The organism is Thalassorhabdus alkalitolerans (assembly GCF_042656525.1).
Lineage (GTDB): Bacteria > Bacillota > Bacilli > Bacillales > Marinococcaceae > Thalassorhabdus > Thalassorhabdus alkalitolerans.
This window is the reverse complement of sequence record NZ_JBHSOZ010000016.1, coordinates 1-25,224: the sequence shown is the minus strand read 5'-3', so window position 1 is coordinate 25,224 and position 25,224 is coordinate 1. Positions and strand designations below refer to the sequence as shown.

At 37.6% G+C, this 25,224-nt stretch carries 25 protein-coding genes; 20 read left to right on the top strand and 5 right to left on the bottom strand.

Features of this window, described 5'->3' with window-relative positions:
- Nucleotides 1-208: 208 nt before the first annotated feature.
- The 16 genes from mobQ (at nucleotide 209) to ACFPU1_RS16530 (ending at nucleotide 14,487) form a co-directional block, all read left to right on the top strand.
- The gene (gene mobQ / locus ACFPU1_RS16605) at nucleotides 209-2,149 is read left to right on the top strand and encodes a MobQ family relaxase (RefSeq protein ID WP_385943090.1); all 1,941 of its coding nucleotides are present in this window, start codon (nucleotides 209-211) and stop codon (nucleotides 2,147-2,149) included.
- A gap of 60 nt (nucleotides 2,150-2,209) precedes the next feature.
- Nucleotides 2,210-2,869 carry a hypothetical protein gene (locus ACFPU1_RS16600; protein WP_385943088.1) on the top strand — a complete coding sequence of 220 codons (660 nt, stop codon included), beginning with the start codon at nucleotides 2,210-2,212 and terminating at the stop codon, nucleotides 2,867-2,869.
- Nucleotides 2,870-3,108: 239 nt separating this feature from the next.
- A complete protein-coding gene (locus tag ACFPU1_RS16595) occupies nucleotides 3,109-3,621 on the top strand; it encodes a hypothetical protein (RefSeq protein WP_385943086.1) in 513 nt (170 codons plus the stop codon).
- Between the two features lie 75 nt (nucleotides 3,622-3,696).
- The gene (locus ACFPU1_RS16590; RefSeq protein WP_385943085.1) at nucleotides 3,697-4,035 is read left to right on the top strand and encodes a CagC family type IV secretion system protein; all 339 of its coding nucleotides are present in this window, start codon (nucleotides 3,697-3,699) and stop codon (nucleotides 4,033-4,035) included.
- Between the two features lie 18 nt (nucleotides 4,036-4,053).
- Complete coding sequence (locus ACFPU1_RS16585; RefSeq protein ID WP_385943083.1) at nucleotides 4,054-4,398, top strand: hypothetical protein; 345 nt, start codon at nucleotides 4,054-4,056, stop codon at nucleotides 4,396-4,398.
- A 20-nt stretch (nucleotides 4,399-4,418) separates the two neighbouring features.
- Nucleotides 4,419-5,063 carry a TrsD/TraD family conjugative transfer protein gene (gene trsD / locus ACFPU1_RS16580; RefSeq protein WP_385943082.1) on the top strand — a complete coding sequence of 215 codons (645 nt, stop codon included), beginning with the start codon at nucleotides 4,419-4,421 and terminating at the stop codon, nucleotides 5,061-5,063.
- A gap of 17 nt (nucleotides 5,064-5,080) precedes the next feature.
- A complete protein-coding gene (locus ACFPU1_RS16575; protein ID WP_385943080.1) occupies nucleotides 5,081-7,063 on the top strand; it encodes a VirB4 family type IV secretion system protein in 1,983 nt (660 codons plus the stop codon).
- A 30-nt stretch (nucleotides 7,064-7,093) separates the two neighbouring features.
- Complete coding sequence (locus ACFPU1_RS16570) at nucleotides 7,094-8,473, top strand: hypothetical protein (RefSeq protein WP_385943078.1); 1,380 nt, start codon at nucleotides 7,094-7,096, stop codon at nucleotides 8,471-8,473.
- Nucleotides 8,474-8,499: 26 nt separating this feature from the next.
- The gene (locus tag ACFPU1_RS16565; protein WP_385943077.1) at nucleotides 8,500-9,546 is read left to right on the top strand and encodes a bifunctional lytic transglycosylase/C40 family peptidase; all 1,047 of its coding nucleotides are present in this window, start codon (nucleotides 8,500-8,502) and stop codon (nucleotides 9,544-9,546) included.
- A 14-nt stretch (nucleotides 9,547-9,560) separates the two neighbouring features.
- Complete coding sequence (locus ACFPU1_RS16560; protein WP_385943075.1) at nucleotides 9,561-10,115, top strand: hypothetical protein; 555 nt, start codon at nucleotides 9,561-9,563, stop codon at nucleotides 10,113-10,115.
- Nucleotides 10,116-10,127: 12 nt separating this feature from the next.
- Nucleotides 10,128-10,559: a hypothetical protein gene (locus tag ACFPU1_RS16555; RefSeq protein WP_385943073.1), complete on the top strand. Its 432-nt coding sequence runs from the start codon at nucleotides 10,128-10,130 to the stop codon at nucleotides 10,557-10,559.
- Nucleotide 10,560: 1 nt separating this feature from the next.
- Nucleotides 10,561-12,132 (top strand): VirD4-like conjugal transfer protein, CD1115 family, encoded by a 1,572-nt coding sequence (locus ACFPU1_RS16550; protein WP_385943071.1) that lies wholly within the window; start codon nucleotides 10,561-10,563, stop codon nucleotides 12,130-12,132.
- A 23-nt stretch (nucleotides 12,133-12,155) separates the two neighbouring features.
- Nucleotides 12,156-12,641 (top strand): hypothetical protein, encoded by a 486-nt coding sequence (locus tag ACFPU1_RS16545; protein WP_385943070.1) that lies wholly within the window; start codon nucleotides 12,156-12,158, stop codon nucleotides 12,639-12,641.
- A 20-nt stretch (nucleotides 12,642-12,661) separates the two neighbouring features.
- Nucleotides 12,662-13,519: a conjugal transfer protein TrbL family protein gene (locus tag ACFPU1_RS16540; RefSeq protein WP_385943069.1), complete on the top strand. Its 858-nt coding sequence runs from the start codon at nucleotides 12,662-12,664 to the stop codon at nucleotides 13,517-13,519.
- A gap of 25 nt (nucleotides 13,520-13,544) precedes the next feature.
- Nucleotides 13,545-13,916 (top strand): hypothetical protein, encoded by a 372-nt coding sequence (locus ACFPU1_RS16535; RefSeq protein ID WP_385943067.1) that lies wholly within the window; start codon nucleotides 13,545-13,547, stop codon nucleotides 13,914-13,916.
- Nucleotides 13,917-13,932: 16 nt separating this feature from the next.
- Complete coding sequence (locus tag ACFPU1_RS16530; protein ID WP_385943065.1) at nucleotides 13,933-14,487, top strand: hypothetical protein; 555 nt, start codon at nucleotides 13,933-13,935, stop codon at nucleotides 14,485-14,487.
- A gap of 290 nt (nucleotides 14,488-14,777) precedes the next feature.
- Here the strand turns inward: ACFPU1_RS16530 and ACFPU1_RS16525 are convergent, their stop codons facing one another.
- The 3 genes from ACFPU1_RS16525 to ACFPU1_RS16515 all read right to left on the bottom strand — a co-directional run bounded on the left by ACFPU1_RS16525 (nucleotide 14,778) and on the right by ACFPU1_RS16515 (nucleotide 17,929).
- Nucleotides 14,778-15,377 carry a hypothetical protein gene (locus tag ACFPU1_RS16525; protein ID WP_385943063.1) on the bottom strand — a complete coding sequence of 200 codons (600 nt, stop codon included), beginning with the start codon at nucleotides 15,375-15,377 and terminating at the stop codon, nucleotides 14,778-14,780.
- 811 nt (nucleotides 15,378-16,188) lie between these two features.
- Nucleotides 16,189-16,512: a hypothetical protein gene (locus tag ACFPU1_RS16520; protein WP_385943061.1), complete on the bottom strand. Its 324-nt coding sequence runs from the start codon at nucleotides 16,510-16,512 to the stop codon at nucleotides 16,189-16,191.
- Between the two features lie 148 nt (nucleotides 16,513-16,660).
- Nucleotides 16,661-17,929 carry a hypothetical protein gene (locus ACFPU1_RS16515; RefSeq protein WP_385943060.1) on the bottom strand — a complete coding sequence of 423 codons (1,269 nt, stop codon included), beginning with the start codon at nucleotides 17,927-17,929 and terminating at the stop codon, nucleotides 16,661-16,663.
- A gap of 928 nt (nucleotides 17,930-18,857) precedes the next feature.
- On the opposite strand from ACFPU1_RS16515, the gene ACFPU1_RS16510 reads away from it, so the two are divergent.
- From ACFPU1_RS16510 to ACFPU1_RS16495, 4 genes are all read left to right on the top strand, one after another.
- Nucleotides 18,858-19,691 (top strand): ArdC-like ssDNA-binding domain-containing protein, encoded by an 834-nt coding sequence (locus tag ACFPU1_RS16510; RefSeq protein ID WP_385943059.1) that lies wholly within the window; start codon nucleotides 18,858-18,860, stop codon nucleotides 19,689-19,691.
- A 35-nt stretch (nucleotides 19,692-19,726) separates the two neighbouring features.
- The gene (locus ACFPU1_RS16505; RefSeq protein WP_385943057.1) at nucleotides 19,727-19,966 is read left to right on the top strand and encodes a hypothetical protein; all 240 of its coding nucleotides are present in this window, start codon (nucleotides 19,727-19,729) and stop codon (nucleotides 19,964-19,966) included.
- A 305-nt stretch (nucleotides 19,967-20,271) separates the two neighbouring features.
- On the top strand, nucleotides 20,272-20,766 hold the full coding sequence (locus ACFPU1_RS16500) for a hypothetical protein (protein ID WP_385943056.1): 495 nt from the start codon (nucleotides 20,272-20,274) through the stop codon (nucleotides 20,764-20,766).
- 985 nt (nucleotides 20,767-21,751) lie between these two features.
- On the top strand, nucleotides 21,752-22,051 hold the full coding sequence (locus ACFPU1_RS16495; RefSeq protein ID WP_385943055.1) for a hypothetical protein: 300 nt from the start codon (nucleotides 21,752-21,754) through the stop codon (nucleotides 22,049-22,051).
- 551 nt (nucleotides 22,052-22,602) lie between these two features.
- Here ACFPU1_RS16495 and ACFPU1_RS16490 read toward each other — a convergent pair.
- Together ACFPU1_RS16490 and ACFPU1_RS16485 are read right to left on the bottom strand one after the other, a co-directional pair.
- Nucleotides 22,603-23,748, bottom strand: coding sequence for a hypothetical protein (locus ACFPU1_RS16490; RefSeq protein WP_385943053.1), 1,146 nt, complete (start codon nucleotides 23,746-23,748; stop codon nucleotides 22,603-22,605).
- A 27-nt stretch (nucleotides 23,749-23,775) separates the two neighbouring features.
- Nucleotides 23,776-25,224, bottom strand: a 1,449-nt coding sequence (locus tag ACFPU1_RS16485) for a DNA cytosine methyltransferase (protein WP_385943051.1), incomplete at its 5' end; no start/stop codon positions are given.

Here is a 25,224-nt window from a genome sequence, read left to right as displayed (position 1 = left end):
CAAAATTGGTTGATAATACCAGTATAGCATGATAAAATGATCCCAAGCAACAGCGAAGGGCGCACTTATGCACCTTGATTTCCAATCAAGGATGCGTGCGATAAATTCTCTATCGATCATTTATGAAAATCTTTAAAACTCGCTTACGCTCATGTCAAAAATCATGATGGCAAAACTCGCATTCGCTCGTGTGAAAAGGAGGTAGGAAATGGTGGCTATTTATCATTTTTCAGGTCAAGTTATTTCAAGAGGAAAAGGACAATCGGCAATCGCAGCTGCAGCGTATCGTTCTGGAGAAAATTTGTATAGTGAACGGTATGATCGTGCCAATCATTATAAAAGAATGGTTCAACCTGAAAACTACCTTTTAACACCCCTTCATGCTCCTGATTGGGCGAATGATCGAGAGCGGTTATGGAATGAAGTAGAAAAAGTGGAACGCCATAAAAGAGCACAGTTAGCGAGAGAAATAAATGTCGCTTTGCCTAAAGAATTATCTAAAGAGGAGCAAACGAACTTGACTTTAGAATTCTGCCAGAATGTTTTCGTAAATGAAGGTATGGTGGCTGATCTATCGATTCATAGAGACGACGTGAATAACCCTCATTTTCACGTCCTTTTAACGATGCGTTCTTTTAAAGAGAACGGAGAATGGGAAGCGAAAGCAAAGAAGGTTAATGGGCAAAGAATAAACATGAATAACTGGGGAGATCGTGAAACATTTAGGCACTGGAGAAAAGAGTGGGCAAGTTATGCGAATCAGTACTTAGAAGCAAATGGAATGGATGATCGAATTACAGAAAAGTCTTATGCTGAATTAGGAAAACAAGTGAAGCCCACCATCCATGAAGGTCACGTGGCCAGAAGCATGGGTGAAGATTCTGAACGTGTGCAAGAAAATCAAAAAATTAGAGAACATAACCGTAAAATTGTGGAGATCGAAGAGTACAAAAAAGAAGTTCAAGACATCAAAAGCATTCCTGAACCGATACGTCACTTATCGCCAAATGAGAAGAAAGAGATTGCTTCTCTCGCCAAAGAATTAAAAGCTCCGGTTACTTTTGAAACCTTGAATGAAAAGAAAGAAATTCTGCAAAAATGGTATCGCTCTGAATATATCAAAAAGCCAGTAGAAGAACGTGATGAGTCTAAACTAGAATACATTCGAGGATTGAATGAAAAAGTCGATCATGTGGAAGAAATTTTATCCAAGGAAGCTGATCGTTTCTTAGAAAAGCATTATCCCAGCATTGATCAAAACTCTTTTAGTGATTTTGCGAAAAGAGGACTGGTCAATGTAATCATTCGTCAATCATACCTGCCAGGTCATGATGAAGCTTTAGAGAAGCTCCATTATTATAGTGATCGTGAAATCAATCATCATTTGTCTTCCTTGTCTATTGATCGAACGTCCACGGCTGATCAGCTGGAACGTTCTTTCTCAAAAATGGATACCAAATTAAATCAATTGGTCCAAGAGCATGGCATTGATTTCACCCAACCTGAAACCTTTCATCAGTTAGATCTAGCCGTTCAACAAGAAGTGCAACAAACAGTTGAACGACAAGGTTCTATCAAACAGGCATTAGATGCTATGAAAGAGCATTACAATCATCGCATGACTTCTCTTTATGGACAGGAGATTAATGATCAGTTAAGCATTGAAGAAAAAGAGTTGCTGTTGAGTTTGAAGGAATACACGGGACGAAAAATAACGGTGGATAGTGAAGGAGAGCACCTATTTACCACTCCAGAAAAAGAATCAATCATTGAAGCGATTCACGATGCTTTTTATCATGATGACGCAACGAAAACGAACACACCGGAATATATAAAGTTTAGGAAGCTTATCGTAAATAATTCATCCGTTGAACATCTTTTCTTTGCAGAGTGTCTCGACACCCATGACTTATCGGATGAGGCTAAAGGAAAGATTCAGGACTTGCTTGAAGAGTATGAACGGCAAGAAGAAAAGCGAATTAATCCATTCACTTACCGGAATCCTTCATCCTTCTCTACCATTGTTCAAGCTATGAGATATTCTGTTAGTCGAGCTTTACATCAAGTGGAATATGATGAACAAGAAAAGATTCACGAGATGAGAAAAGCAGAGGGTAGAAAAACTGATGACCGGGGAATGAGCTTATAAAAGAAGTTTGAACTGCAAAATAAAAATCATTTACACTACCTCTAGGAAGGAGTTGATTCTTTGCGGTTCTATTTGGCACTAACGGATGAAGTAAAAGATAAACTTACTAAAAGAAAAGAGTGTGTCGGCGTTAGTTTTAATGCTGTCACGCTCATGCACTTTTTTATGATCTCCGAAGAACAAAAGCTTATAAATGCAGAAGAGTCTAGAAGATTTATTGAAACCCATAAAAAATTAGAAAAAGTTCCTATAGATGCTTCTCCATTGTTAATAGAAAGAAATGGTTCTTACCCTAGGTATGAAATGACTTTATCTATGTATTTAAGTTATCAATTGGAACAATATGTATTAAATAATAGTAACCACATTTGGACCGGTTTGGAATTAGAAGACTCCTGTTCTACTGTTTCGTCAACGTATAATATTTCTGAATCCTTAAAATCATATTTAAAAGAAACGGTGTTTAGAGAAACAAATATAAGTATGACCGGACTTATCAATATGGCTGTCTTGCTAGAAAGGGCAAATGAGAATACGTTGCTTTCCCCTACAACTGATAGTCAGTCCAAAAGCAAGCAATTTATCCGTATAGCAAGGCCTTTAAAACGTTATCTCGGTTCTCGAACTAATCACAATGGTCGCAGATTTACAGAAGGAGAATTGTTGGAGATCTTTCTGAGGAACTTAGTCCTGTACCTTGATATACCGAACCGTGATTAATAAGTACCATTTCTGGAAAAATTTATAATAAATTGTTGGAAAATATTGAATAATGCCTTCATTTATATTAAAATATATACATAGCTATATAAAATATATAATTATATATTACTTAGGAGGTGATTAAAATTAAAGGAAATCGACAGAAGGAAAAGTTGGCCTATGAAGTGTTTCTGAAAGAAAAGATTCTCACCGATCCCAATCATTCCAGAGGGATGTTAAGGAGGGATTACGACAATTTGTCACAGGAAGACAGAGAGAAGTGGTTAGAGCGTTATGGAAAACCAATAGAAGCTGTTCGAACATCTGTAATGGAAGAAAAGGCGAGTCAAGATGTAGAAGTGAGTAACTTCAAACTAAAGCATTTTATGCTTCAAAAAGGTTACCCCTATAAAGATGCTCAAGAAGCTGACAAAGCATCGATGCCCCACCTTAAAAAGGCTGTCATTCAAGCGAAAAGAGCAGGTGCTGAAGTCAGTTTCGCCAGTGGAGCCGTGCTGGAAGGGATGTTTGACCTGTTTGGAAAAGAGCAGCATAAAGCTCTGGAAAAATATCAACAACGGATGCATGTGATTGAAACGGAAAAAGGTGCATACATTGGCCAAGTCACCCCAGGAGGAAAACTAAACAGCTTGTCACATTTCATGGAGAAAGAAGACGCGAAAAAGCAGTTACAGGAATTTCGCGAGATGCAGAAGGAAAGGGGGCAAGAAAGAGAGTTCGTAAGGGAGATTGGTGAGAGAAAAAAATAGGGATAGAAATAAATGAAAAACCATTTATTTGCATATCTCTATTTTTTATTTACTTAAAATGGAGGGATAAGACTAATGACCTTATTGGGCCTTATTTTTCAATTTCAGGAATGGATGATTACAGGACTGATTCAACCGGGACACCTCGTAGCAACGCCTGCTCCGTCAGGAGCTGAAGTGGAAAGTCGACTAGAAAGTGCTGGAGCAACCATTCAGGGAATTTTAACCGGACTTGTCGTGTTAGTAGGGGTTATTTTTGCCATTTGGCGCGTCATTACTGGCTTTGCTTCCATGCATAACCCGCATGAAAAAGAACAAGTATACCGGACACTAGGAAGCATTGCTCTTCTCACAGCTGTTGGAGCCGCCATGATATGGATCGTTCCATGGGCATGGGACTTAATGGCAGCATAAAACAGAGGAGGATCTTCTATGGCACAACAAACCGATGAAGGGAAAGGAAAAACTTTTTATTTTCCTGAAAACGTGGACGCTAGTTATAACGTGATTAAAGGCATACCAACCAAGCAATTTTGGTTTATTGTTGTCCCATTTGCAGCCCTTTCCTTGGTGGTTTTACTGACGCCACCGTATTCCACCTTTTTATTTATCCTACGGGCTTTTGTTGCTCTACTTATTTTCTTTACTGGGCTTTCAATTGTCGTTATTAAGCCAATCAGAGAACGAGAAAACATTTCACTTCTTCAATGGATTCAATACCGGAAGGCTTATGTAAAACGACAGAAGCGTTTTTACATTCGAGGAAAAACACGATAAAAGAGGGGATCGTTTTGCTCTTGAAAAAACCAAAATCACCACCGAATTCTATAAGTCAGGCTCCAAAGAAATTGAAAAATGAACAAGATCAAACCATTCAAGATATGTCTTTGATTAAAGGACAATATTTAGAATACATCGTCTTAAAAGATGGATACTTGGTTGCTGCCCTCAAAACCACAGGGATTAACATGCAACTCTTTAATCAAGATGAACAAACGGAACTGTTTCATGATTACGCGTCTTTCTTAAACTCTATGTTTTCAGGTAACAGTGAGAGCGACTCTCTCCAGCTGTTAGATACCACGGTTCCAATTGACATGAAACCATATTTACTCGGATGGAAAAAAAGATATCTGATGGCAGAGGAAGCTAACGACCCAGTGAAGCAACGTTTAATCGCTTCATACATCAACCACTTTGAAGGGATAGACGAAAAAACAGAAATGACGACCAAACAGCATCTTTTTATTATCAAAGAAAAAATTAAAGAAGATAGCTATGAAAGCCTAGAATTTGCAAGGAAAAACCTAGATGACAAAGTAAAAGAACTTCGACAAACCTTAGAAAGCACGTTTGAAAACTACCACCTTGAGATTACAAAGTTGGATGCAAGTGAATATAAAGAAGCTTTGCACCATTTTACGAACTTCATCAGGCAATAACAGAAGGAGTGGAATGGATGAATATCTTAAAATCGCTTACTCTCCCATTTACCTTGAAACGTCAGAAAGAACCAACCCTTCCCGAGTCCATTCATGAAACCCCAAGAGAGAACTCCGACGCTGAGGTGATCGATGAGTTTTTAGATACCACCTCGCTAGATGACATTTATCCCTTTTCCTGGGAAGAACAACACATGCATATTGAAAGTGGAGGGAATTATCTTACCGTCCTTGCGATTGTTGGCTATCCCACGAGGCAAACGGGAAACTGGCTAGCTGATTTGAAGCGAAAGAAAGGAAACATTACGATTGTTCAGCACCTAGAATCTGCCGATGATCAGGTGATGATCGCTCATTATAATGAATCCATCAAAAACAAAGAAGTAGAAAAAGAAAGGACTGTGGACCCTTATCACCGTAAACAACTGCAAAAGCAAATTGACTCTGCCTATATGCAGATGGATAAGTTAGACGATGACACCACCTACCTTTACCAACATACCTATTTGCTTCTGCAAGCCACCTCAGAGGAAGAATTAAAGCACATCAAAGGTAATGTGGAACGAACCTTAAAGAAATCAAAATTACGGTATTTAACACCAGTCAAAGGCATGTACCAATCTTACTGGTCTACCTTGCCGATTGGAACGAACCTATTAGCTGAATACACGTCACGACTGAGCAATACCGACGCTGCCTCTTCCTTTATTCCGATCGATGATGCAGAGATTATTGATCTCTCTCCTCGGGCGCAAGTGGAAGGAATTAATAAAGAAACAGATTCACTGGTGTCCGTCGATTACACAGATACGTATCGTTCACTCAATCAGAATGCTGTAATTATTGGTACTTCAGGGGTTGGCAAATCGACTTACATGGCGCAAAAAATCCTTCGGAGTTTTGCGATGGGAAGTAAGACGTTTATTATTGACCCAGAAAACGAGTATACCCGATTAGTAGAGTCGTTAGGCGGTCAAGTGATTCACTTATCTTCCAACGCCAAAACCAAAATCAATCCACTTCAACTATTTAGTAATGACACCGGAGAAGGCGATCCCAGTCTACAGCATGAAACCGAGCATTTAATCAAAGCTAAAATTCAACGATTAAAAGGATTCTTTCATGTGATCAAGCCTGATCTTACACAAGTTGAAAAGTCATTATTAGATACCATCCTACGAGACACATACGCTGACTATGGAATATATAAATTCGATGACGTAGCTTCCATTCCGAATGATCGTTACCCGACCCTACGTAATGTCTATGACCAAATGGAGAAATTAAGACGCAAAGATCCAGATCGTTATAAAAAAATTGAAAATCTACACATCATTTTAGATTCCTATTGTTCTGGTTCCAATTCTTTATTCAACGGACACACCAATGTTGATGTGAAAGGCCAATTGGTCAGCTTTAACCTTAAACCCTTACAAAATGAACAAGATGTTCAAGCTGCTGCTTATTTAAATATCTTTTCCTTCTTATGGGATGAGATTACCAAAGACAAAGAGGAGTTAATCTATTGTTTCATCGATGAATTCCATTTTTTAACGAAAAACCCTGATTCTGTTTCCTTTTTCTACAATGCCTATAAACGATTCCGTAAATACAACGCTGGGGCGATTGCTGGCACTCAGCAAATCCAAGATGTATTAGATACTCACGATAATTTAGGTGCAGGGATCATTGAAAATAGCTATACAAAGATGTTTTTTGGCTTGGATAACATGGGTGTCGATGAAGTGGTATCTAAATTAAAAATTAAGTTCTCTGAACAAGAAAAGAGCTTGTTACGAGCCAAAAGACAGCGTGAAGCTTTATTTATTCACGGTTCGAACCGAGCATTTATGAAAGTGGAGCTCACACAAGAAGAGTTACGTTTATGGGATCCAGAGCAGTATGAAAGAACATACGGTGAACCGGCTGATATACAGCCGAAGTATGAAGTGGAAATGAGTCCATCTGAAATTGAAGAAGCAAGAGAGTTTCAAATCTAGAACCTTAAAGAGAAAGGAGGCATCTCTCCTGTGAAAGTCCGTTCCTTTGAACATGGTTCCATCCAAGTCCGGGCAAACGAAGCGATCATTCAACTAGCAGATAAACATTCCAACCTCGCCCCCTTTCAAATCGAAAACATCAAAGAAACCTATGAAAATACTTCTTACTGTCTGCCCGTGACAGAAGTCAGCAAAGAACAGGATAGAATTCACATCAAACAAGCCATTCCCAATGGTTATTTAAGCATGAACGATATTCACAAAGAATCCTTGCCGATTCGATTGGCTGTGCTTACAAATGTGTTAGAGGTAGATCCTTTGCAGACATCATCCTCTGTTTCGATTCACCCGGCCACCTTGTTTTTCAGGCCTATGTCTCATGTGCTGTTTTCTTATATGGCAACGATGGATATGCCCCAGGAAAACCGTTATACCATCTTACAACAATATAAAGCGTTAGCCTTGCATTTAATTACCAAACAGCCTTATGAGACATTCCTTGTGCACGGAGAAAAAGGATTCAAAGGGCGAAAACACATCTTGGCCAAACGAGAAGAACCAGACGTTCTTAAATTGGTACAAATTATTCGTGAAGCGACCACTGCTCAGGAATTACGGGAAGATATGCATGAATCCTTGGAGTATGCTCAATTTCAGTATTTTAACGAAATCAACCATACCGAAAAGAGAGCGTCAAAAAAACTTTTTACACTCGGTGCAGCTTCTTTTATCACCTTGATCGTAGCCATAGGCGTTGTGCAATCGATTCATAGTAATCAACAAGCCGTCATTGCTGAACATTATGAACAAGAACTTCTGCAAAAAGAAACCGAAGTTGAAATTCTGAACGACGTGCACCACGGTGACTATGAAACGGCTGTTGAACGCATGGAAGAGCAACATGTAGAAGAAAACGATATTGTAAAATGGTTGATTCAAGAACGGGAGTACCAGCTTGCTCTTGATCGTTCCCCCACCGATGGAACGGTAACAGCCATTGTGGACCGACTCTACGAACAAGAGGACGAGGAAGCCCTTCTTGACTTAGAAGGTGATAACCAACTTCTTCAGGATGAACAAAACATTCTTGATTACAATCACCAGGCCATTAGTAACCGGGCAACTTTGGTTGAAAACGAAGAAACTGCCATGAGAATGGCTCAAGCTTTTATTAAAAATAACCACTTGAATGATGCGAGAATCATTGCGGATCGTTTCGATTCAGAATCCGTTGCTCAAGCCATTGAAGAACAGCAGCAGCGACAAGAAGTTCACCGGATAGAACAAGAAATTGATTTACTAGAGGCAGAATTGGAAGACCTTGAAAGCGATGATGAGGGTGAGGAAGTAGAAGAGATCGAGGATCAAATGAACCAGTTACAAGAGGAACTTGAGGAAGTAGAGTCATAGATTGATGTGAAAGAAAGGTGTTCAACATGAATCCAGTTGTTATTGCTGCCCTCCTGCGAAATCATGGGGACAAACTTTTCTATTTCTTTCTTGGCTTAGGAGCTTTGTTGTTTCTTCTGATTATCGCTGTCGTGGGAGAGCAACATTCTCAACGTGAATCCTCCTATTCCGGGGGCGTGGGAACAGCACAAGTCAATGCAGAAGTGGAAGCCTTACGTCCTCTTTTTGAAAAATACGCTGAGGAGCATGGCATTCCTGAACACGTAGATTTGTTAATGGCAAAGACGATGCAAGAGAGTGGAGGACAACTAGACGACGTAATGCAAAGCAGCGAATCGTTGGGACTTCCACGAAATACGATTACAGATCCTGAGGAAAGCATTGACGTAGGTACAGCGTATTTTGCTCAGGTCTTAGAACAAGCCAATGGTGATGTAAAACTAGCCCTTCAATCGTACAACTTTGGGCATGGATTCATTGATTATGCCAATGAACACAACAGTGGAGAGTATTCCAAGGAGTTAGCTATCGAGTTTTCCAGAGAACAGTATCAACGGTTAAAACACACTGGACTGTATTCTTGTGTGCGTCCAGAAAGTGTGGAAACAGGCGCTTGTTATGGGGATCCGCAGTATGTCGATGCGGTGATGTCCTACATTAGTACCCCCGTAGATGCTGGAGAAGTTGAAGAAGTGATTGAGGTTGGCATGCAGTGGATTAATAACTCCGAATACGTCTTTGGTGGAGGCAGAACGAGAAGTGAACAAGAACAAGGCTTGTTTGATTGTTCTTCTTTTGTTCATTGGGCCTATGAACAAGTCGGAGTGGAACTAGGAAACTTAGGGTCTGTCACCACTGATACGTTAAAGCATAAAGGGGAACGTGTGTCATATGAGGAGGCTCAACCCGGGGATTTAGTCTTTTTTGATACCTACAAGGTTGATGGACACGTAGGAATATTCCTAGGTGATGGAAAGTATATCGGTGCGCAAAGCAGTACAGGGGTTGCCATTGAAAGCATGGAGGAAGGTTATTGGGAAAAAACCTTCAACGGCAGGGTGCAACGTTTATAGAAAGGAAGTGGAACATGAAGGGATTGATTTTGCTCTCTCTTCCTTTTCTTTTCTTGATGATGGGTTGTGGCTCGGAACAACAGGACGAGGAGCAATCGTTTAGCCTAGACAATCTCACTCCTTCTGAAGCTCAAGAAGCGAGTACCATCCAGGATAGCTCTTCTAGTGACATTGAAACCATTGAACAGGTTGTCACAACCTTTGTAAACACCGTATATGTCGAAAATGAAGAAGGATATCAAGAAAGAAAAGAAGAAGCTCGTTCGATCATGAATGAAAACATGCACCATTATTTGTTCCCTAGCGAGGAAAATGCACAAGATGATTTAAGAGCTTATGTCAGTGATCTTGCTGTTTATGTTGAGGTAGATAGCATACGAAATGAACATACCAACCAACAGGTGCTTACCACCTTTACCCATACCATTGAATATCTCTCCAATGGGCAAAGAAATCAGTCGCAAACGTTTCTCCAAGTGGAAGTGTCCCGGGAGGATGGAGAGTGGATCATAACAAATTTCCATGACGCAGCAAATGAGTCACCGGAAAATCCGTCATGGACAGACTAAAGGAGTGTAGGGATGAAAACGAAATGTCTAGCCTTTCTTTTGGCTTTTACCATAGGGTACGTTCTTGTTCTTCAAGTCTCCACCCTTTTTCCTTATCTTTTTGAAGGAGACACCCCACTAGAACAGGTGGAAGGACTCCCTTCCGTAATGGTAGATACCTTTTTACATCCAATAGAGACAACACAGTTATTAATCACTGAAAACGTACCTCTATATTATGTGGGTGTGATGGCTGTTTTCCTTTATTCTCTGTATCTCTCCCTGATTGCCACCAAGGGAAAAAAAGATAGTGGATGGGAAGTCGATAAGAAAGAACAAAGTTACGGATCCGCCCATTTTGCCAAGAAGGGTGACATTATCAACAAAACCGAATTCATTGGTGCCAAGAAACAAGATGTATTTGCGGAGCTAAAAGAATCTATGAAACAGAGAAAGGAGCCCTAACATGGGAGCTAAGATGAAAACCAACGGCATCATTCTAGGTGAAATGAAACATGAATTGATCATTCAGCCGACCAACAGCCAGGCCCCCAATCGAAATCATTTTATTGTTGGGGGTCCTGGAAGCTATAAAACCCAAAGCTATGTTGTTACCAATATGATTAATGAGAGAGAGTGCTCGATAGCATGTACAGACCCTAAAGGTGAGGTCTATGAAATGACGGCAGGAATAAAAAAAGCCCAGGGTTACGAAGTCCATGTGGTGAACTTCTCCAACATGGAAGCCAGTGATCGTTATAACCCCTTTGACTATGTGAAAAAAGATGTTGAAGCAAACACCGTGGCTAATACGGTTGTCGCTTCAAAGAATGATCCTAAACGAAAAGATATATGGTACAACTCTCAATTAAGTCTGCTCAAAGCCTTAATCTTGTATGTGAATCATGAAAAGCCGCCTGAAGAACGGAATATGTCCGGTGTCCTGCAGTTCTTACAGGAGTTTGATCCCGAAGTCGATCAATCAGGCACTTCAGAACTTGATCAACAATTTTTAATGCTAGAGAAAACACATCCGGCCAGAAAAGCGTATGAACTGGGATTTAAAAAATCAGTGGAAAAGACACGTTCTAGCATTATCATTTCTCTCCTTACCACCATATCTGATTTTGTTGATGAGGAAGTGGCAGCCTTTACTAACTTCTCGGATTTTCATTTGAGTGACATTGGCAAGCGAAAGATCGCGCTGTACGTCATTATTCCCGTGATGGATAGCACGTGGGAGGGGTTGATCAATCTCTTTTTTAACCAAATGTTTAATGAACTTTATAAACTAGGCGCAAACAATAAAGCGAAGTTGCCACAGCCTGTTTTTTTCATTCTTGATGAGTTTCCGAATTTAGGACGATTTGATGATTATGAAAAATTTTTAGCTACCTGCCGGGGATATGGCATTGGAGTGGCAACCATTGTTCAAAACCTGACGCAATTACAGGCGATTTACGGAAGAGAAAAGGCTGAGAGTATTCTCGGAAATTGTGCCGTGAAAATTTGCCTTGGCAACGTCAATGAAACGAGTGCAAAGTACTTTCTTGAACAGATGGGAAAAGCCACTGTCAAAGTGGAAACAGGGTCCACCTCTAGGAATACTGGACGAAGAGAAACGGGTTCTGCATCGGAAAGCTTTAGTTATACCGGGAGAAATCTTATGAACTTAGATGAGATTTTAACAATGGGAAAGAACGAAAGTATTGTGGTCATTGCCGGAAAACATCCTGTGATTGCCAAAAAAGCTTTCCAGTTTACCCTTTTTCCCGAAGCTACAGACTTATTTGATATATCACAAGCCGATTATCAAAAAACAACCACCGATGAAAGGAAGCAGAATTATAAGATCAAAGTAGAAGAATTTCTTAAAAAGCAAGAAGAGAAACGAAGACAAGCTGCAGAAAGTGAAAGAGAGGCGAAGGAACCTGGTGAATTGCCGCCTCAGAAAACACTGCAGGAACCACAAACAACAGCTAATTCAGGCGAGAACTTTAGCCAAGCTCAAGCTTTCTTTAAGAAAAAAGCAGAATGAATGAAAACAAAGGAGAGTCAATCATGAAGAAAAGATTATTGCTTCTTCCAAGTTCATTGTTGTTTTTGGTTGCTTGTAACGACGAAAACGCATTTGACGAGGAAGAAGCCATTGAACAAAGCCAAGCACAGTTAGAGGAATTTCTAAATACGTTTGAAAGCCAAGAAACTCTGGCAGAAGAACAGGGAGATATTGAACCGGTTATCGTGGCAACTAATGAACATTTAGCTGAATATTTTACAGATTCTTTTCATGAAAAAGTTATTAAAACCATTGAAGAAACAGGACATAGTCATTATAACGAAGGCGCTACATTCTTTTTAGAAAATGATCCTTTTGAAAGAAAAACGGTCTTCCGTAACGATTTTTCTATTGAAGTAGATGAAGTAGATGAAGATACAGAAACAGTTGTTTATTATTTAGATTCCCCTGAACGATCTATAGGTCAACAGCATTCCTACATGGTAGATATGATACAAGAAAACGGAGAATGGAAGATTAATAATTAAAACATTGGGAGGATTATTCCGTGTTTAATTTGTCTGAACGGGTAGAAGAGTTTTTTCGAGAACTATTTGATGATATTTTATCCTCTGCATTTCAAATGATCACAGAGCTACTGTTTAGCCATGAAGGATTAACAGGTTTTTTTCAAGAAGCGTATCAAGTATTTCTAGGATTTGGATCTATTGTTCTCCTTTTAATAATTTTATTTAAAGTAGTTCAACATATCACTCATGCTAGCGCTAATGGCCTGCCAGTAGAGGTTGGAATAACTCAGGTGGTTTATAGAGCTTTCTTAGCTTCTTTCTTAGTTATCATACTCCCCTTTATGTTGATGTGGCTAGTGGGTCAGGTTGTGTATCCATTAGCATACTGGATGTTTGGTGAAATTGGTTCCCACACTGCTGAATCTGTCACGAGCGTTTTAACATCAGGACCAGTTGGTCAGGTTCTCAATGGGTTTATGTTGCTTGTATTAGTAGGTTTTATAGCAATAGCCATGATCGCCTTTATTGTCAAAGTTTGTGTCTACCACGCAGACTTAATTTTATTGACTATCCTTAGTGTATGGGCAGCCGTGTCGGTTGCAGCCGATGAGAATAATTATGCCAGTGTGTGGTGGAGAGAAGTATTGTCTCAAGTCTTATCTATTATCGTGCAAATTATGTTGATGGTTGGGGTAACGGAAATCTTGGCTATGGGAGAGCTGACCTGGTGGAATTTTGCCTTGCTTATCGGGTTTTGTGTATTAATCATTCGGGGTCCCTCAGTTACTCGTTCGATGTGGTACGCCACCGGTTCAGGGAGAGCTACTATGAACGCCATGGGAAACGCAGGACGTACGACAACAAGATTACTTATGGCTAAAGGATTAGCAAGATAAAAACGACAAAGAAAGGGTGATTGAAATGGAAAAGGAATTTCGAAAGAAGAAATGGGGCGATGAAAGAAAGTTGGAAAAGCCTATTGAGGATATAGAGAAAGGTGAAAACAACACAGTTCTTTCTAAAAAAGATATTAATCAGATTCATTTATTGCAGCGACAAGTAAAGGGATTGCAGAAAGAAAACAATGAGCTGGATAGAAAACTGGATATAGTAGAGAGTTTTTTTCAAGAGAACAAAGATATTTATCAAGACTTTGAAAATTATCTTACGGAAGTCGATAGACAGGATTCTCAAGAGATTAACAAGGATCAAGGGACTGAAAAAAGAAAGGGACAAGCACAGGACGAAGTTCTCAAAATACAAAACAGGAAGGCTGAAGAAGTAGATCTGTAAACAAAAGGAGATGGTTATGATTAATTTTACACAAGAAGTCACCGCCCCTTTACAAAATGAGTCGGCTTTGTTGCAAGATATCGCTGACAGACTCACGATCTTTGCTTTATATGCTTCTGAGGAGGAAACCGTAGGATTGGTTCAAGACCTGGTCAAGGAGCATACTCCAGCAGAGGTAGCTAACGATACAGGTGATTATGTTTCTCTCATTCAGCATTTACCAAATAAAAAAGAGTTTTTACACCAGTTAATGAATTCAACTCTTCAACGAGAAATCAAGGAAAAATTTCCTTGCGATATTCAAAGCGATCAGAAAGAATACCCACTTATAAAGAAGATCAGCTCAATGGAGCATGTAACCTCCTTCCCTGGGATTACGAAAGAAAAACTCTATATTGATCATTTACAGCAAACAGTGTACACCGAGAATGTTCACTTATCCTTAGAAGCGTTTTATCCGTTTGTCACTCAAAGTGGAGAAATCATTGCCAAACGGAAAAATCCTAAGCAGCCCATTCAATCCGTTAAGCCATATAAACCAAAGGGAAATAACCTAAAAACGAAAAGATAAAAACTATATATTGTTTTTACTAAATAGTGCTATAGTGTAATATGGATAAAAAAACTGCCTTTGTCAATGCAAAGGCAGTTTTTTCGCTGCAGACAAACGTGTGTCTAACTTGATTTGTTGATAGTCTGTAACAGTAAATAGTGTTCGGTCGAATCCCCAAGGGTTATGAATATTTTTTTCTATGTTCTAAACTGGGGATGACTTGGATCTTTTTTGGAACCATCATAGCATGGTACTATTTCGATACTACATTGATAACGCGAATTGAATGATTATTTCCAAAGTTAAAACTACTCGTTCTCCTTCTTAGGAGTTGAGTTCACTTGGTTATACTCTTTATAAATTCTCTCTTGAAGCAATTTTAATAGGTTCTCTACTTGCTTTTCATTGTCTTTTTCCAAACTAGTCATTTTCGCAGTATTACGTATATTTCTTGGTAATGCCCATTGTTGGTAGTTATCGGCAAGGTTTTTCACCATATTATTTATTAAATCGCGTAGGTCATTGTCATTTTTTATAAAAACCTCTATAGTAACCCAATAATTCTTTGCCTCCCAAAAACTTCTATGCATATTCTCTTTCATTTTTCTTTCAGTAACATTTATTTTATTGTGATAAGCAAAAGATGAAGCTATTAAGAATTTCTCATAAAGAGTTGGGAAAATTTCTTCCCTAAGTCTCCGTTCCAAATGCAAATTGATTTCAAAGTTATTTCTCCTAGCTTCTTGATGCATTTCAAACTGAAACTGTTCTTCTTGTAGTGCTTTGTCTCCTTTAAACTTTTGCCATTGGCTTATCAATTTTACTATAAGTGGTAGAAGAGTTTTGTCTATGAACATGTAAATAAACGCCCCGAACGCAGCAGCCCCCAACAATATTAGATTCTCCATTATTATCTACCTCTCCCCTTGCTGTTTTACTTTGCTATTGTACTTTATTTTAACAAACAAAGAGTACAATTCCCTTTGTCTCCCTTCCATCCTAAAGACAACAAAAAAACTTTCAAAGGTTATTTTGAAAGTTTTACCTCTAAAATTATTCCGGTAACCCTAAGCCTTCTTTCAACATATCTTCCAGATCCTCTTCTATTTCATCTGGGTTAAGATCCAATGCTTTGTATTCCTTGCATTCATCATCACTGTTTGTCGCTGGGAGAGGTGTGTAAGTATCTGTAGTAGAAGGAGAAGGTTTTGATAACTCTGGTTCTTCTGCCGGTTCTGGTTGTGAGTTGGTTTCTCCAAACCTTTCGCTGTATGTTTGTTTAACGCTTTGTATTCCAAGATTTGAATAGGTTACTTAGTATTAAATGTTTATCATTATGTACATGCAAGGCTGATCTAACCTTCTCCTTTTCTTCTTGTGAAAATTCGTGCAAAGGCTTATGTTTAAATTCATTACCTTCTCTTTCACAAACTTGTATAACCCCTTCTTCTAAGTTATAAATTGAGTAAACCCGTAGGTTGTTGGATGGTTTAAAGGAAGCTATGTTTTTGGTAATTAAACTTATCCCTCTCTTTTTCATCTAATAGTTATTTCTATCTCTATCACACATAATAAACAAAGTCATATGGCAAATTTTGTTTCCTGTTTTTAAAGTGGAAGGACATTTATTTATTATCTCCCGGTAACCATCTTAGGACTCAAAAAGGAGTAAAGTATGACTCTACTCCCTGAAGGTGTTAAGATTAATCTAAAATAATACTATTCAAAGTAGCCAAAAATCCTGTTAGGATCGTAGCTTTCAATAACTACTGTTGTAAGATCAATGTCTTGTGGATTAACTTTAACTTGCTCTGCCTGAGGACCAGTTTGCATAGGAACTTCTGTGTTTGATTCCCTATCTTTTAAAACTTCCTGCTCAAATTTTTTACTTATTTCTGAAAATGTTGTAGTGTCTTCTGTTTCCCCATTTGGATGTTCCCATGATGGAGCATGATCATAGCGGTAATATTTTTGCTCATTATTATCTTTGCATGTTATATAGTACTTAAAGCCATCAGGAATGAGCTTTTTATTTAATGACATTGTATGCCTCCTTAAAATTTCCATATTTTTTCATTCTATATCATTTATTACTAACTGAAAAGAGTACTAGGTTAATAGAGTAGGGTTTTAGATTAGCATGGATTTCTAACCATAAAGCAAAACTATCTTTATTCATGTTAACCACCTGTTAGGAAAGAATATTTGCAAAATGCTCTTTATAAAAATTTCTTAGAATATAACTTGTATCCTCCCTTAAATGATCAACCATGACTTTTACAGGGAAATTTGTCCCTGTGTTATCATCCTTATCTAATAAGGGAACAGATGAGAATGATGGGGTGGGATTAGTTAATATAGAACCTTTGTGTAAGTATTCAGACCTCTTATTATAGTAATCACTTAGGGAATCAGCTGCTACTGGATTTAGATATTTTGATGCCAATTCTTTTACCCTGCGCATAATAGAAAATTTAGTTTGACCACATGAATCACATTTATCTTCCTTAAAACCAATTAAAGTAACAACTTCTAAAGCTGACATGTATAAAGTTGATGCTATTTCAGTGTGTGAATTACCTAACCTAAATGCAGTTTCTAAATCCTTGTTTTTTGTATAAATATCTACTTCTAGCCTTGATTCATCCTCTGATAGTGTATGTTTATACCCTTTATAATCAAATATTTGTGCATCATATTTTCTTGCTGTATGGAAATGATAGCAAGCATTTAAGAATTTGTTTAAATCTTCATTAATATCATTGTTGTTTATCATAAAATCTAAAAATGCCTTACCTTTCTTGGAGATAACCAAGCAATCATTTTGAAGAGAGTATTCACTGATAAAGTCATCATCTTGATATTGCTCTGTTTTTAATACAGCAGTACTCTTTGCATGTATTTTCATTTTCTCTGGGTTTTTCCAAAAAGGTACATTGGTCTCAACAGCTAAAAAGTCCATAATTTGATTTAATTTTTGTACTGCTAACCCATTACATTGATTATTATCATAAGCCCAAACAGGAAATGAAATTTCAGTTACTTCTTCAGATAATAATCCTGATTTAAAGAATTTTGTTTCATAAAATGATAAGGGAAAATATGATTTAATTTGCTCTGTAACAAGATACTTTTGATAATTACCCATATTTCTTCTTGCCTTTCTTACAACCCTCTTTAGTTGTTGCCCTAAAGGAGAGTCTAATTCCAAAGACTTTTTAGTATCAGGGTAATCAAAATATAGATTTATAATAGAACCTCTATCTTTATAAGAGATACTTACTGCTAAGGCATGTTGTCCAGCTGCCATAACCCCAAAATGAATTCTTTTTCCTTGGATATCTTTGTAAGGCATATAAGACCATCCACAACTCCCAAATTCTGTTGCTATCTCTGCCCACAAACTCCTTAGAAATTCATTTGCCTGGTCACTATCAATAATTCCTATATTTAACTCCATTCTTTCCCTCCTCAACTCCCAAACCTAAAAATTATGAAAGGGTTGGACTTTATTTACTCCTCTTTACTCAGTCTCTTTTTTACTGCTATCTATCCTTCCATCTAAAGTGCTCAATAACTTATCATTAGATAATAGGATTACTTTTTCCTTCTCTAAAAATTTTTGTGTTTCCTTGTTGTACAAATCAATAATATCAGATACAGACTAGTTCATCTTTGTATAGCTATTCAATACCTTTAAGGTTGATCTTATTAGAGCACAAATAAATAAACCATGGGTCGGAAAACTTCATTGACAATCATATGGTTTAGTATGATTATGATTTTTACGATGGATAAGAATACAATCGCTTCTAGTCCTATCAGCATGTAAGAAAGCGAAGTGAGCTTTCTTACATGCTGATAACAGTCTCGCTTCCCTCTAAAATAGTTGATATCAACGGTCTGTAAGGCTACGCTAACATTCCGTATGTTCCTGACTATTTTTTACGAGAGAACGAGTCCCATTCTTAGGGTGGAACATAGAAATTTAAAAAGAGTGTGGCCGAAAAGAAGACCGCCTTTTATTTTCCCCTCCAATTAGAAAGCTGGCCATTGCCAGCTTCTTTTTTTATGCTTTTTTCTTTTGGCTCCGGCAGTCTAGCGTTCCCTGTTTCAGATAAGCCCCTAAACGTGGCAAAGTTTGCGCTTCGCTCTTTCCTACGTTTTTTGGCAACTAAAACAACCATAACGCAAGGGAGCTTCAAAACTTTTTTGCAAAAACGCTGCACAAACAAAAAAGTTTTGAAGCATGACGAATTGGTTGGTTCCCTTGTCGTTTTGGTTAAAGGTCACGCTAACTGCTACGCAACAAAAGAAAAAAAGCTCCCTTTTGGGAAGTACACTTCCCTGCCGAGCCAAACAAAGAAAAAAGAAAGGATGAAACACAAATGAAAAAGACAAAAGAGGAAGTGATGAAAGGCATTGAAAAGAAGCTAGAAAAAGGCATTCAGGAGATCTTTGCATCTGAACAAATGAAAGAGTATCTAGCGTTTCTCTCAAACTTTAGACAGTATTCGTTTAACAATACCGTGCTCATTTTTAGTCAAATGCCCACAGCAACGCTTGTGAAAGGGTATCATGAGTGGAAAAAACTCGGACGATACCCGAAAAAAGGCTCCAAGGCCATTAAAATCTTAGCGCCCTTAATCACCAAGAAAAAAGACAAAGAAACAGATGAAGAAAAATCAATTATATATGGTTTTCGGTACGTCAATGTTTTTGATGTCCAGCAAACAGAAGGAGAGCCGTTGCCAGAGCCTCCGGTCAAAACACTGGAAGGAGAAAAGGACGTGACAAAGGAATTATACAGTGATCTGGAAAACCTCATCGACATTCCTATTTATCATGAGGATACAAAACCCGCCAATGGATACTATCATATCATCGACAAATACATTGCTCTCGATCATGATTTAAGCCACAATCAGGAAGTGAAAACCTTAGTCCATGAATATGCCCATCATCTTTTACATGGACAAGGGGCCACATTTGAACAAGAAGAACACCGGATTAAAGAAGCCCAAGCTGAAGGCGTGGCCTATGTAGTCTTACACCATTACGGCATAGATACTGGGGAATATAGTTTTGGCTATATTGCCAGTTGGAGCAAAGACCCTCATATTATGAAGAAAATTGGAACAGACATTATCAAAACAAGCCAAACCATTTTAACCCAGTTGGAAGAAAGGAAGGACAAGCGAAGGGAATCGGTGGGGGCTTAAAAGCCCCATCCTTTTCCTTACAAGGAGGATGACAGGTGAAACAAACCATTATTCCAATCAAAGGGGAAAAAGACCTTGCGATTAGCCTGGTAACGTATGAAGACAACTACATGGAAGTTGCGTTGCTTTATAAGCCTGCAGGCAGTGAAAGATGGGAGCTAGAGCCGAGTTATTTTTCAGAGCCTTTTTATGCTCGTTCTCAAACCGAAGTGTACACAATTATTGAATATACCATCAATCCGAAGGTGTACGAAAATAGAAAAGGTGGAAGATGAATAGTCATCGTCTTTTCCCACCTCCCACCCATTCAATCTGGCAAGCTGAAATGCTATGAATTTTTTCACTTGGCCCTTTTTTGCCAAACAGAAAGGAGATCATGATCATGACAATCCTTCATTTTATAAATGGTCAGCCGGTTTGCTGGGAGTGTTTCGCACGATTACACGATGAGAATAAACAGAGAATACGGATCAATGAAGTCACATCTCCGGAAAAAATTTATTGTACATCTTGTGCGTTACGATTGCATCCACCGCACACCGTGCGAAAGAGAAAAACAATATAAAAGGTGGTTCTGAACATGAAAGATACGTGTCCGTATTGTGGCAGCCGTTTAGATCAAAACTTTTATTGCGAATTTTGTGTGATGACGATACCAAAGGAAAAAGTGCAAACGGATCATCAACGAGAGAAGGTTTTGGTTCGCGATTTTGTCTTTAGGGAAGATGCAGAAAAAACCACACCCGAATTAAAGAATATGACTTCGTTTGAGCTAATGATGCTGTTAAAACTGATCCGTAAAGAAAGGGCTACTGCTTACAAATTAATGACTCATTTTTACCGGGCGAGAAAAACGGGAAACCCTGAGTACCAGGATCAAGAAGAAGACCAAGGAACAGATTATCAATACTGGACCAAGAAAATGTTCGTTGTCGAAAACCTTCTCAGAGAGAGAATGGTTTATATTCCGCAACGCTTAACAGATTCCTATTTAGAAAAGATGAGAGACCATATTGAAACCATGCAGCACAAACCCATGTATGTTAGGACAAGAAGAAAAGAGAAGACAAAGTAAACCTTCTCTTTTCTTTTCATACGTATGTAGTAGTATTCATAGGAACTTCAGGTAGCTGGTCTGGCGATAAAAATTTCACATACTATATATAATGTATTTCAAGAAGTATTGTCTTCAACTTTTGTCACGGAAATCTGGGATAGAGAAAGTTACACAGGAGGAAAGAGGTGGGCTGGATACCAATATAGTGTAAACACTATATAGTGTTTGTCTCTTTACACTAACTAGTGTTTTGTGATAGATGGGAGAACAGTACATGTCATGATCCTTCTCCCCTCCTGCTCTTGTACCAGTGTAGAAAAGAACAGTGAATCACTTTCAGGTCTTAAGGATAAGGACTTTTACTGTAGATTTTCACCAGGTTAAGGGACGAAAATAGAAATGTAAACGTATGTCCACAGTCGTTTTTTTATTAAAAACAGTTTACTATATAAAAAAAGAGAGCTGTTAAGCTCCCTTAGTTTTCGTTCAACCTATTTTAAAAAGATCCACCATCTCTTTCCTTAAGGTACTATTCGAGTTTTATTTATCCAAAAAATCTTTAAAACACGAAGAATACCTTTTACATTGGATGACGATAAAGATATGTATATTGGTCATCCAATACTATACATATGAACCGAACATCTTATTAAATGACCTCCCTCTCCTTCCCTACACCCCTTCACCACATCACGAGTGAACCACTTTTCGAATGTGATTTATACTAATTTTTGTTGAGCTTATGGTCTTATAAGGTAGAAAGGAGAGTGGTTTTACCACTCTATGTAAAATAAAAAATTTTTCAAAATTTAAGTAATTCCCCTTCACGCCATGAAAAATTGTTTTCCTGACACACAAAAAAGACGAACATTTATGATTGTCCGTATTAAGATAAAAGGCCATTTCTTACCAATACAGTTTTAAAAAGGAGGCATGAGCGCTTTGAAAAACACATATACTTTAGAACCACTGCACCACTACACCTAACTTTGGAGGGAGTTTTATGACTAGTTTTATAAAAAGTACACCTAAAAGTGAATCGGCAAAAACCAGAAGTCATGGAAAGAAACGTTGTTGCCGATTTTCTGTTTCCATTCAAAATGATACCGACCATAAATTACAGTTGCTTGCCACGAGCTGCGGAATGACAAAGTCTGAAATGGTGGATACCATACTGCTTACCACTCTTAATAGTCCGTCTTTTATCGAACAGGCCCAATATCATTACAATAAGAATGAGCGTTTTCTGATCAAACCTATCGTGGTAAACACGGGAGGGACACAACAAGTCATTTATGAGTAAATTACCTTGCCTGTTTTCTTAAATAAGTAAACCCTTCTTTAACCCACTTTTTCTCTATCTTATAACAACAATGACAAAGACCATGACGATTATTACTTTTTCGATCACGTGTACTTTTACCGCAACTTCTACATTTATTACTTGCCATACCCGTTCACTCTCCCAAACTTTGAAGTTAGTACTGGTATGGTCATATTTTTAGAGTTTTATACACCTTCCCTTAAGAGTGGAAAAAAATCTACTAAAATAACAGCCTAAAGAAGGCTGTTATTTGCTATACGTTATTATCATAAATTGTTTATTTTTAGATTTTACCTTCATCTCCTATTGAGCTTATTCTACAGCTACTCCAACATAAAAAGAAATCGCCTATGAAGGAGACGATTTCCCCTTTTTTTCTTGTCGAATTAAAAAAAGGCTGCCATAAAGGTCATGATTCACGTCCTTTATGGCAGCCCTGTTATTTACTTTTTTTGTTGATAGAAAGATGATAGGACAAGGTTATTAAAATATTGGTATCAAAAAATCTCTGAACTATAGTATTTTTAGAATTATAGATTTCGAATTATTTTATCCCACTCTTCTAAATGGTGTGTTTTTATTCTCCTATCTGCAACAAGCAGCTTAGAGTAATGTTCTATAATTTCTTCGGGTTTGCTTGCTAGCCTTAAGTAATATTTCATAGTAGGTACTACACCATTAATAATAAGTTGACAACCATGTTCTTTATAAATCGTTTTTATTACTCTTTCCACTTCAGCATCAACGTCGTTGCAGGAGTGGTGAGTGGTAAGAATATAATATCTACTTACATTTGATTTCTCTATTTTCTCTTTTGCTTTAAGGGCTATTACTTCATCTATTGGAATTTGATGTTTTATTTCTATAGCTTCTATTATTATATCTTCACCTTCGTCTAAAATTTCTATATCCCCAAGTGAGCCGGTTCGTGAGTCTGCTGCTTCATGACTTGATAAATCTGCTAGGTTAAATCCATCGTATTTTTTAATGTCACTAACAACTGTTTGATATGTAGCGTACATTGCTAACACAGGCAATCTCGCACTATCTTTTAACGTGAAATGTTCTTCAAATGCATTAATAACATCTTGAATTAATTTATCACCCTCAGAACGAAATTTCGCAATATTTATGATGGTTTGGTCTCGTTTTTCTTTTTCTTTTTCTTCTAATTTCAGAAAATAGATCAGTACATCTTCAGCCAATACTTTACCGTTAGCTATTTCATCTAAAATTAAAAGAAACTCACCTTTTACATAGTCTATATTTTCTGGATAGCTTAAAGAGTAAGGACGCGGCCTTTCAAAAGTGCGTGTTTGCCAACCTGATTTAGCAGTTCTATAATTGTTGGCGTTTAACCATGGGTATATAATCCTCTCACTTATTGATCTTCCAGAAAACCAATTCTCTTTACCACTTGGTGGAGAAGGCATTCCTTCTCCTTCTCCTGGCTTACGATGATACCTTGGGTCAATATCTTGATCAGTTATATTAGCAATCAGACATGTAACTATATTTGTAAAAGCAGTTGTAGCAGTATCGACTTTTTCACTGAAACTTTGAACTGCTCTCTTCACCCCTTCAGGTAAATCAACTGATTCCTCTGTTTGTACTTTGTCTAAAATTTTTTGTAATGATTCCTCTATTTGTTTTTTGTCTTTGACAGTTAAAGGCATGTTTTTCCCTCCATAAGTAAATATCAGTTAATTAACTTTTCTTTGGTTTTCAATATCAATCCATTTAATAAATTTTAAGGAGTCCAAACTAGTTGTAAAAGGGTAACAGCATTTATAAAAGTCGAGAGGAATTGTTTTATTAGTCTGATGTACACGTATATCGAATCCATGCATGAGTAGTTTTTTTATTACATCTAAATGATTGTTAGTTCCAAATATTTTTCTGATTTCATTTACTGGATGCAGTTTCTTTAAATTACTAAAATTACTTATCTTTTGTAAGAATTCAGCCATATCTTTCTCATAAATACCATTTGTCTCAATACTTAGGTCAAACATTGGGTAAGGTTCTGTGAAATGGCCATATAAAGGCTCTATACTATCATAGGAAGTAGTTTCTTTTATTGCATAATTGATTGCATCCCAAGCAATAGGTACATCCCAAAGAGTATCTGAGGAAAGAGTACATTTGATTTTTACAAATTTCTTAGCTATGGGCTTGTGAAAATCGAGATTTAATATGAGTGAAACATCTTGTGACTTATTTTTCTTTACTTGTAATTCGTATATTCCATTATTTAGGGTTCCAATGACATTGAAATGGCCATAATTACTTTGAAGATATTGGTTTGTTTGCTTCCTAACAGTAGAGTAATACCATTCTAAATTAAAGCTATGTTTAACATTATCAAATGGATCACTTACATCATTCATGTTAAATAGATTTAATTGTTCGACACCAGCATTTTCCTTTGTTTTTTTTCTAGTTCTTTTAGCTTTTTCACCTTTTCGTTTATCAAATGACAAATGATCATCTTTATTTAACAAGTCGATATTTTTAAATTTATTACTGTCAAATAATTGGTGCATTATAGATTGGGCAATTGCTTCAGCAAGCTTAGGTGGCACAGAGTTTCCTATTTGTTTTGATGCGTGGTTCCAACTTCCTTCAATATGATAAGCATCAGGAAAAGATTGTAACCTTTTTAGTTCATTAATACTAAACTTTCTTCCTTTCCAGTGAAAGGGACCCCCATAGCGTCCTTGACTGGCTACTAATGTCTTTATAGGATTTGATGGATCAGCTTTATATAGGAAATTTGAAAATCGAGAGCGCCAGGCAAATTTAGGTTCTGGGTGTCCCATTTTTTCTGTAAAGTGTAGATAGTTCATGCCAGGTGGCACTTCTTCAATTAGCTTACCGTATTTACCGCCATATTCAGGAACTTCTTCATTGGGATCGTCTATGTCTTTTATTGCGTCTCCTGCCGTTACGTAAGATTGTTTAGATAAACTGTCTGGTCCATAAATAGGTCGTGGAAATTTAAAATCAACATAATTGTTTTTTACACCTACCATTATTAGTCGTTCTCTATGTTGAGGCACTCCGTAATCGGCTGCATCTAATATTCGAAAGTGAATTTCATAGCCAAGTTCTTGAAATGAGTTTCGTATAATATCCCAATCTTTTTTTTT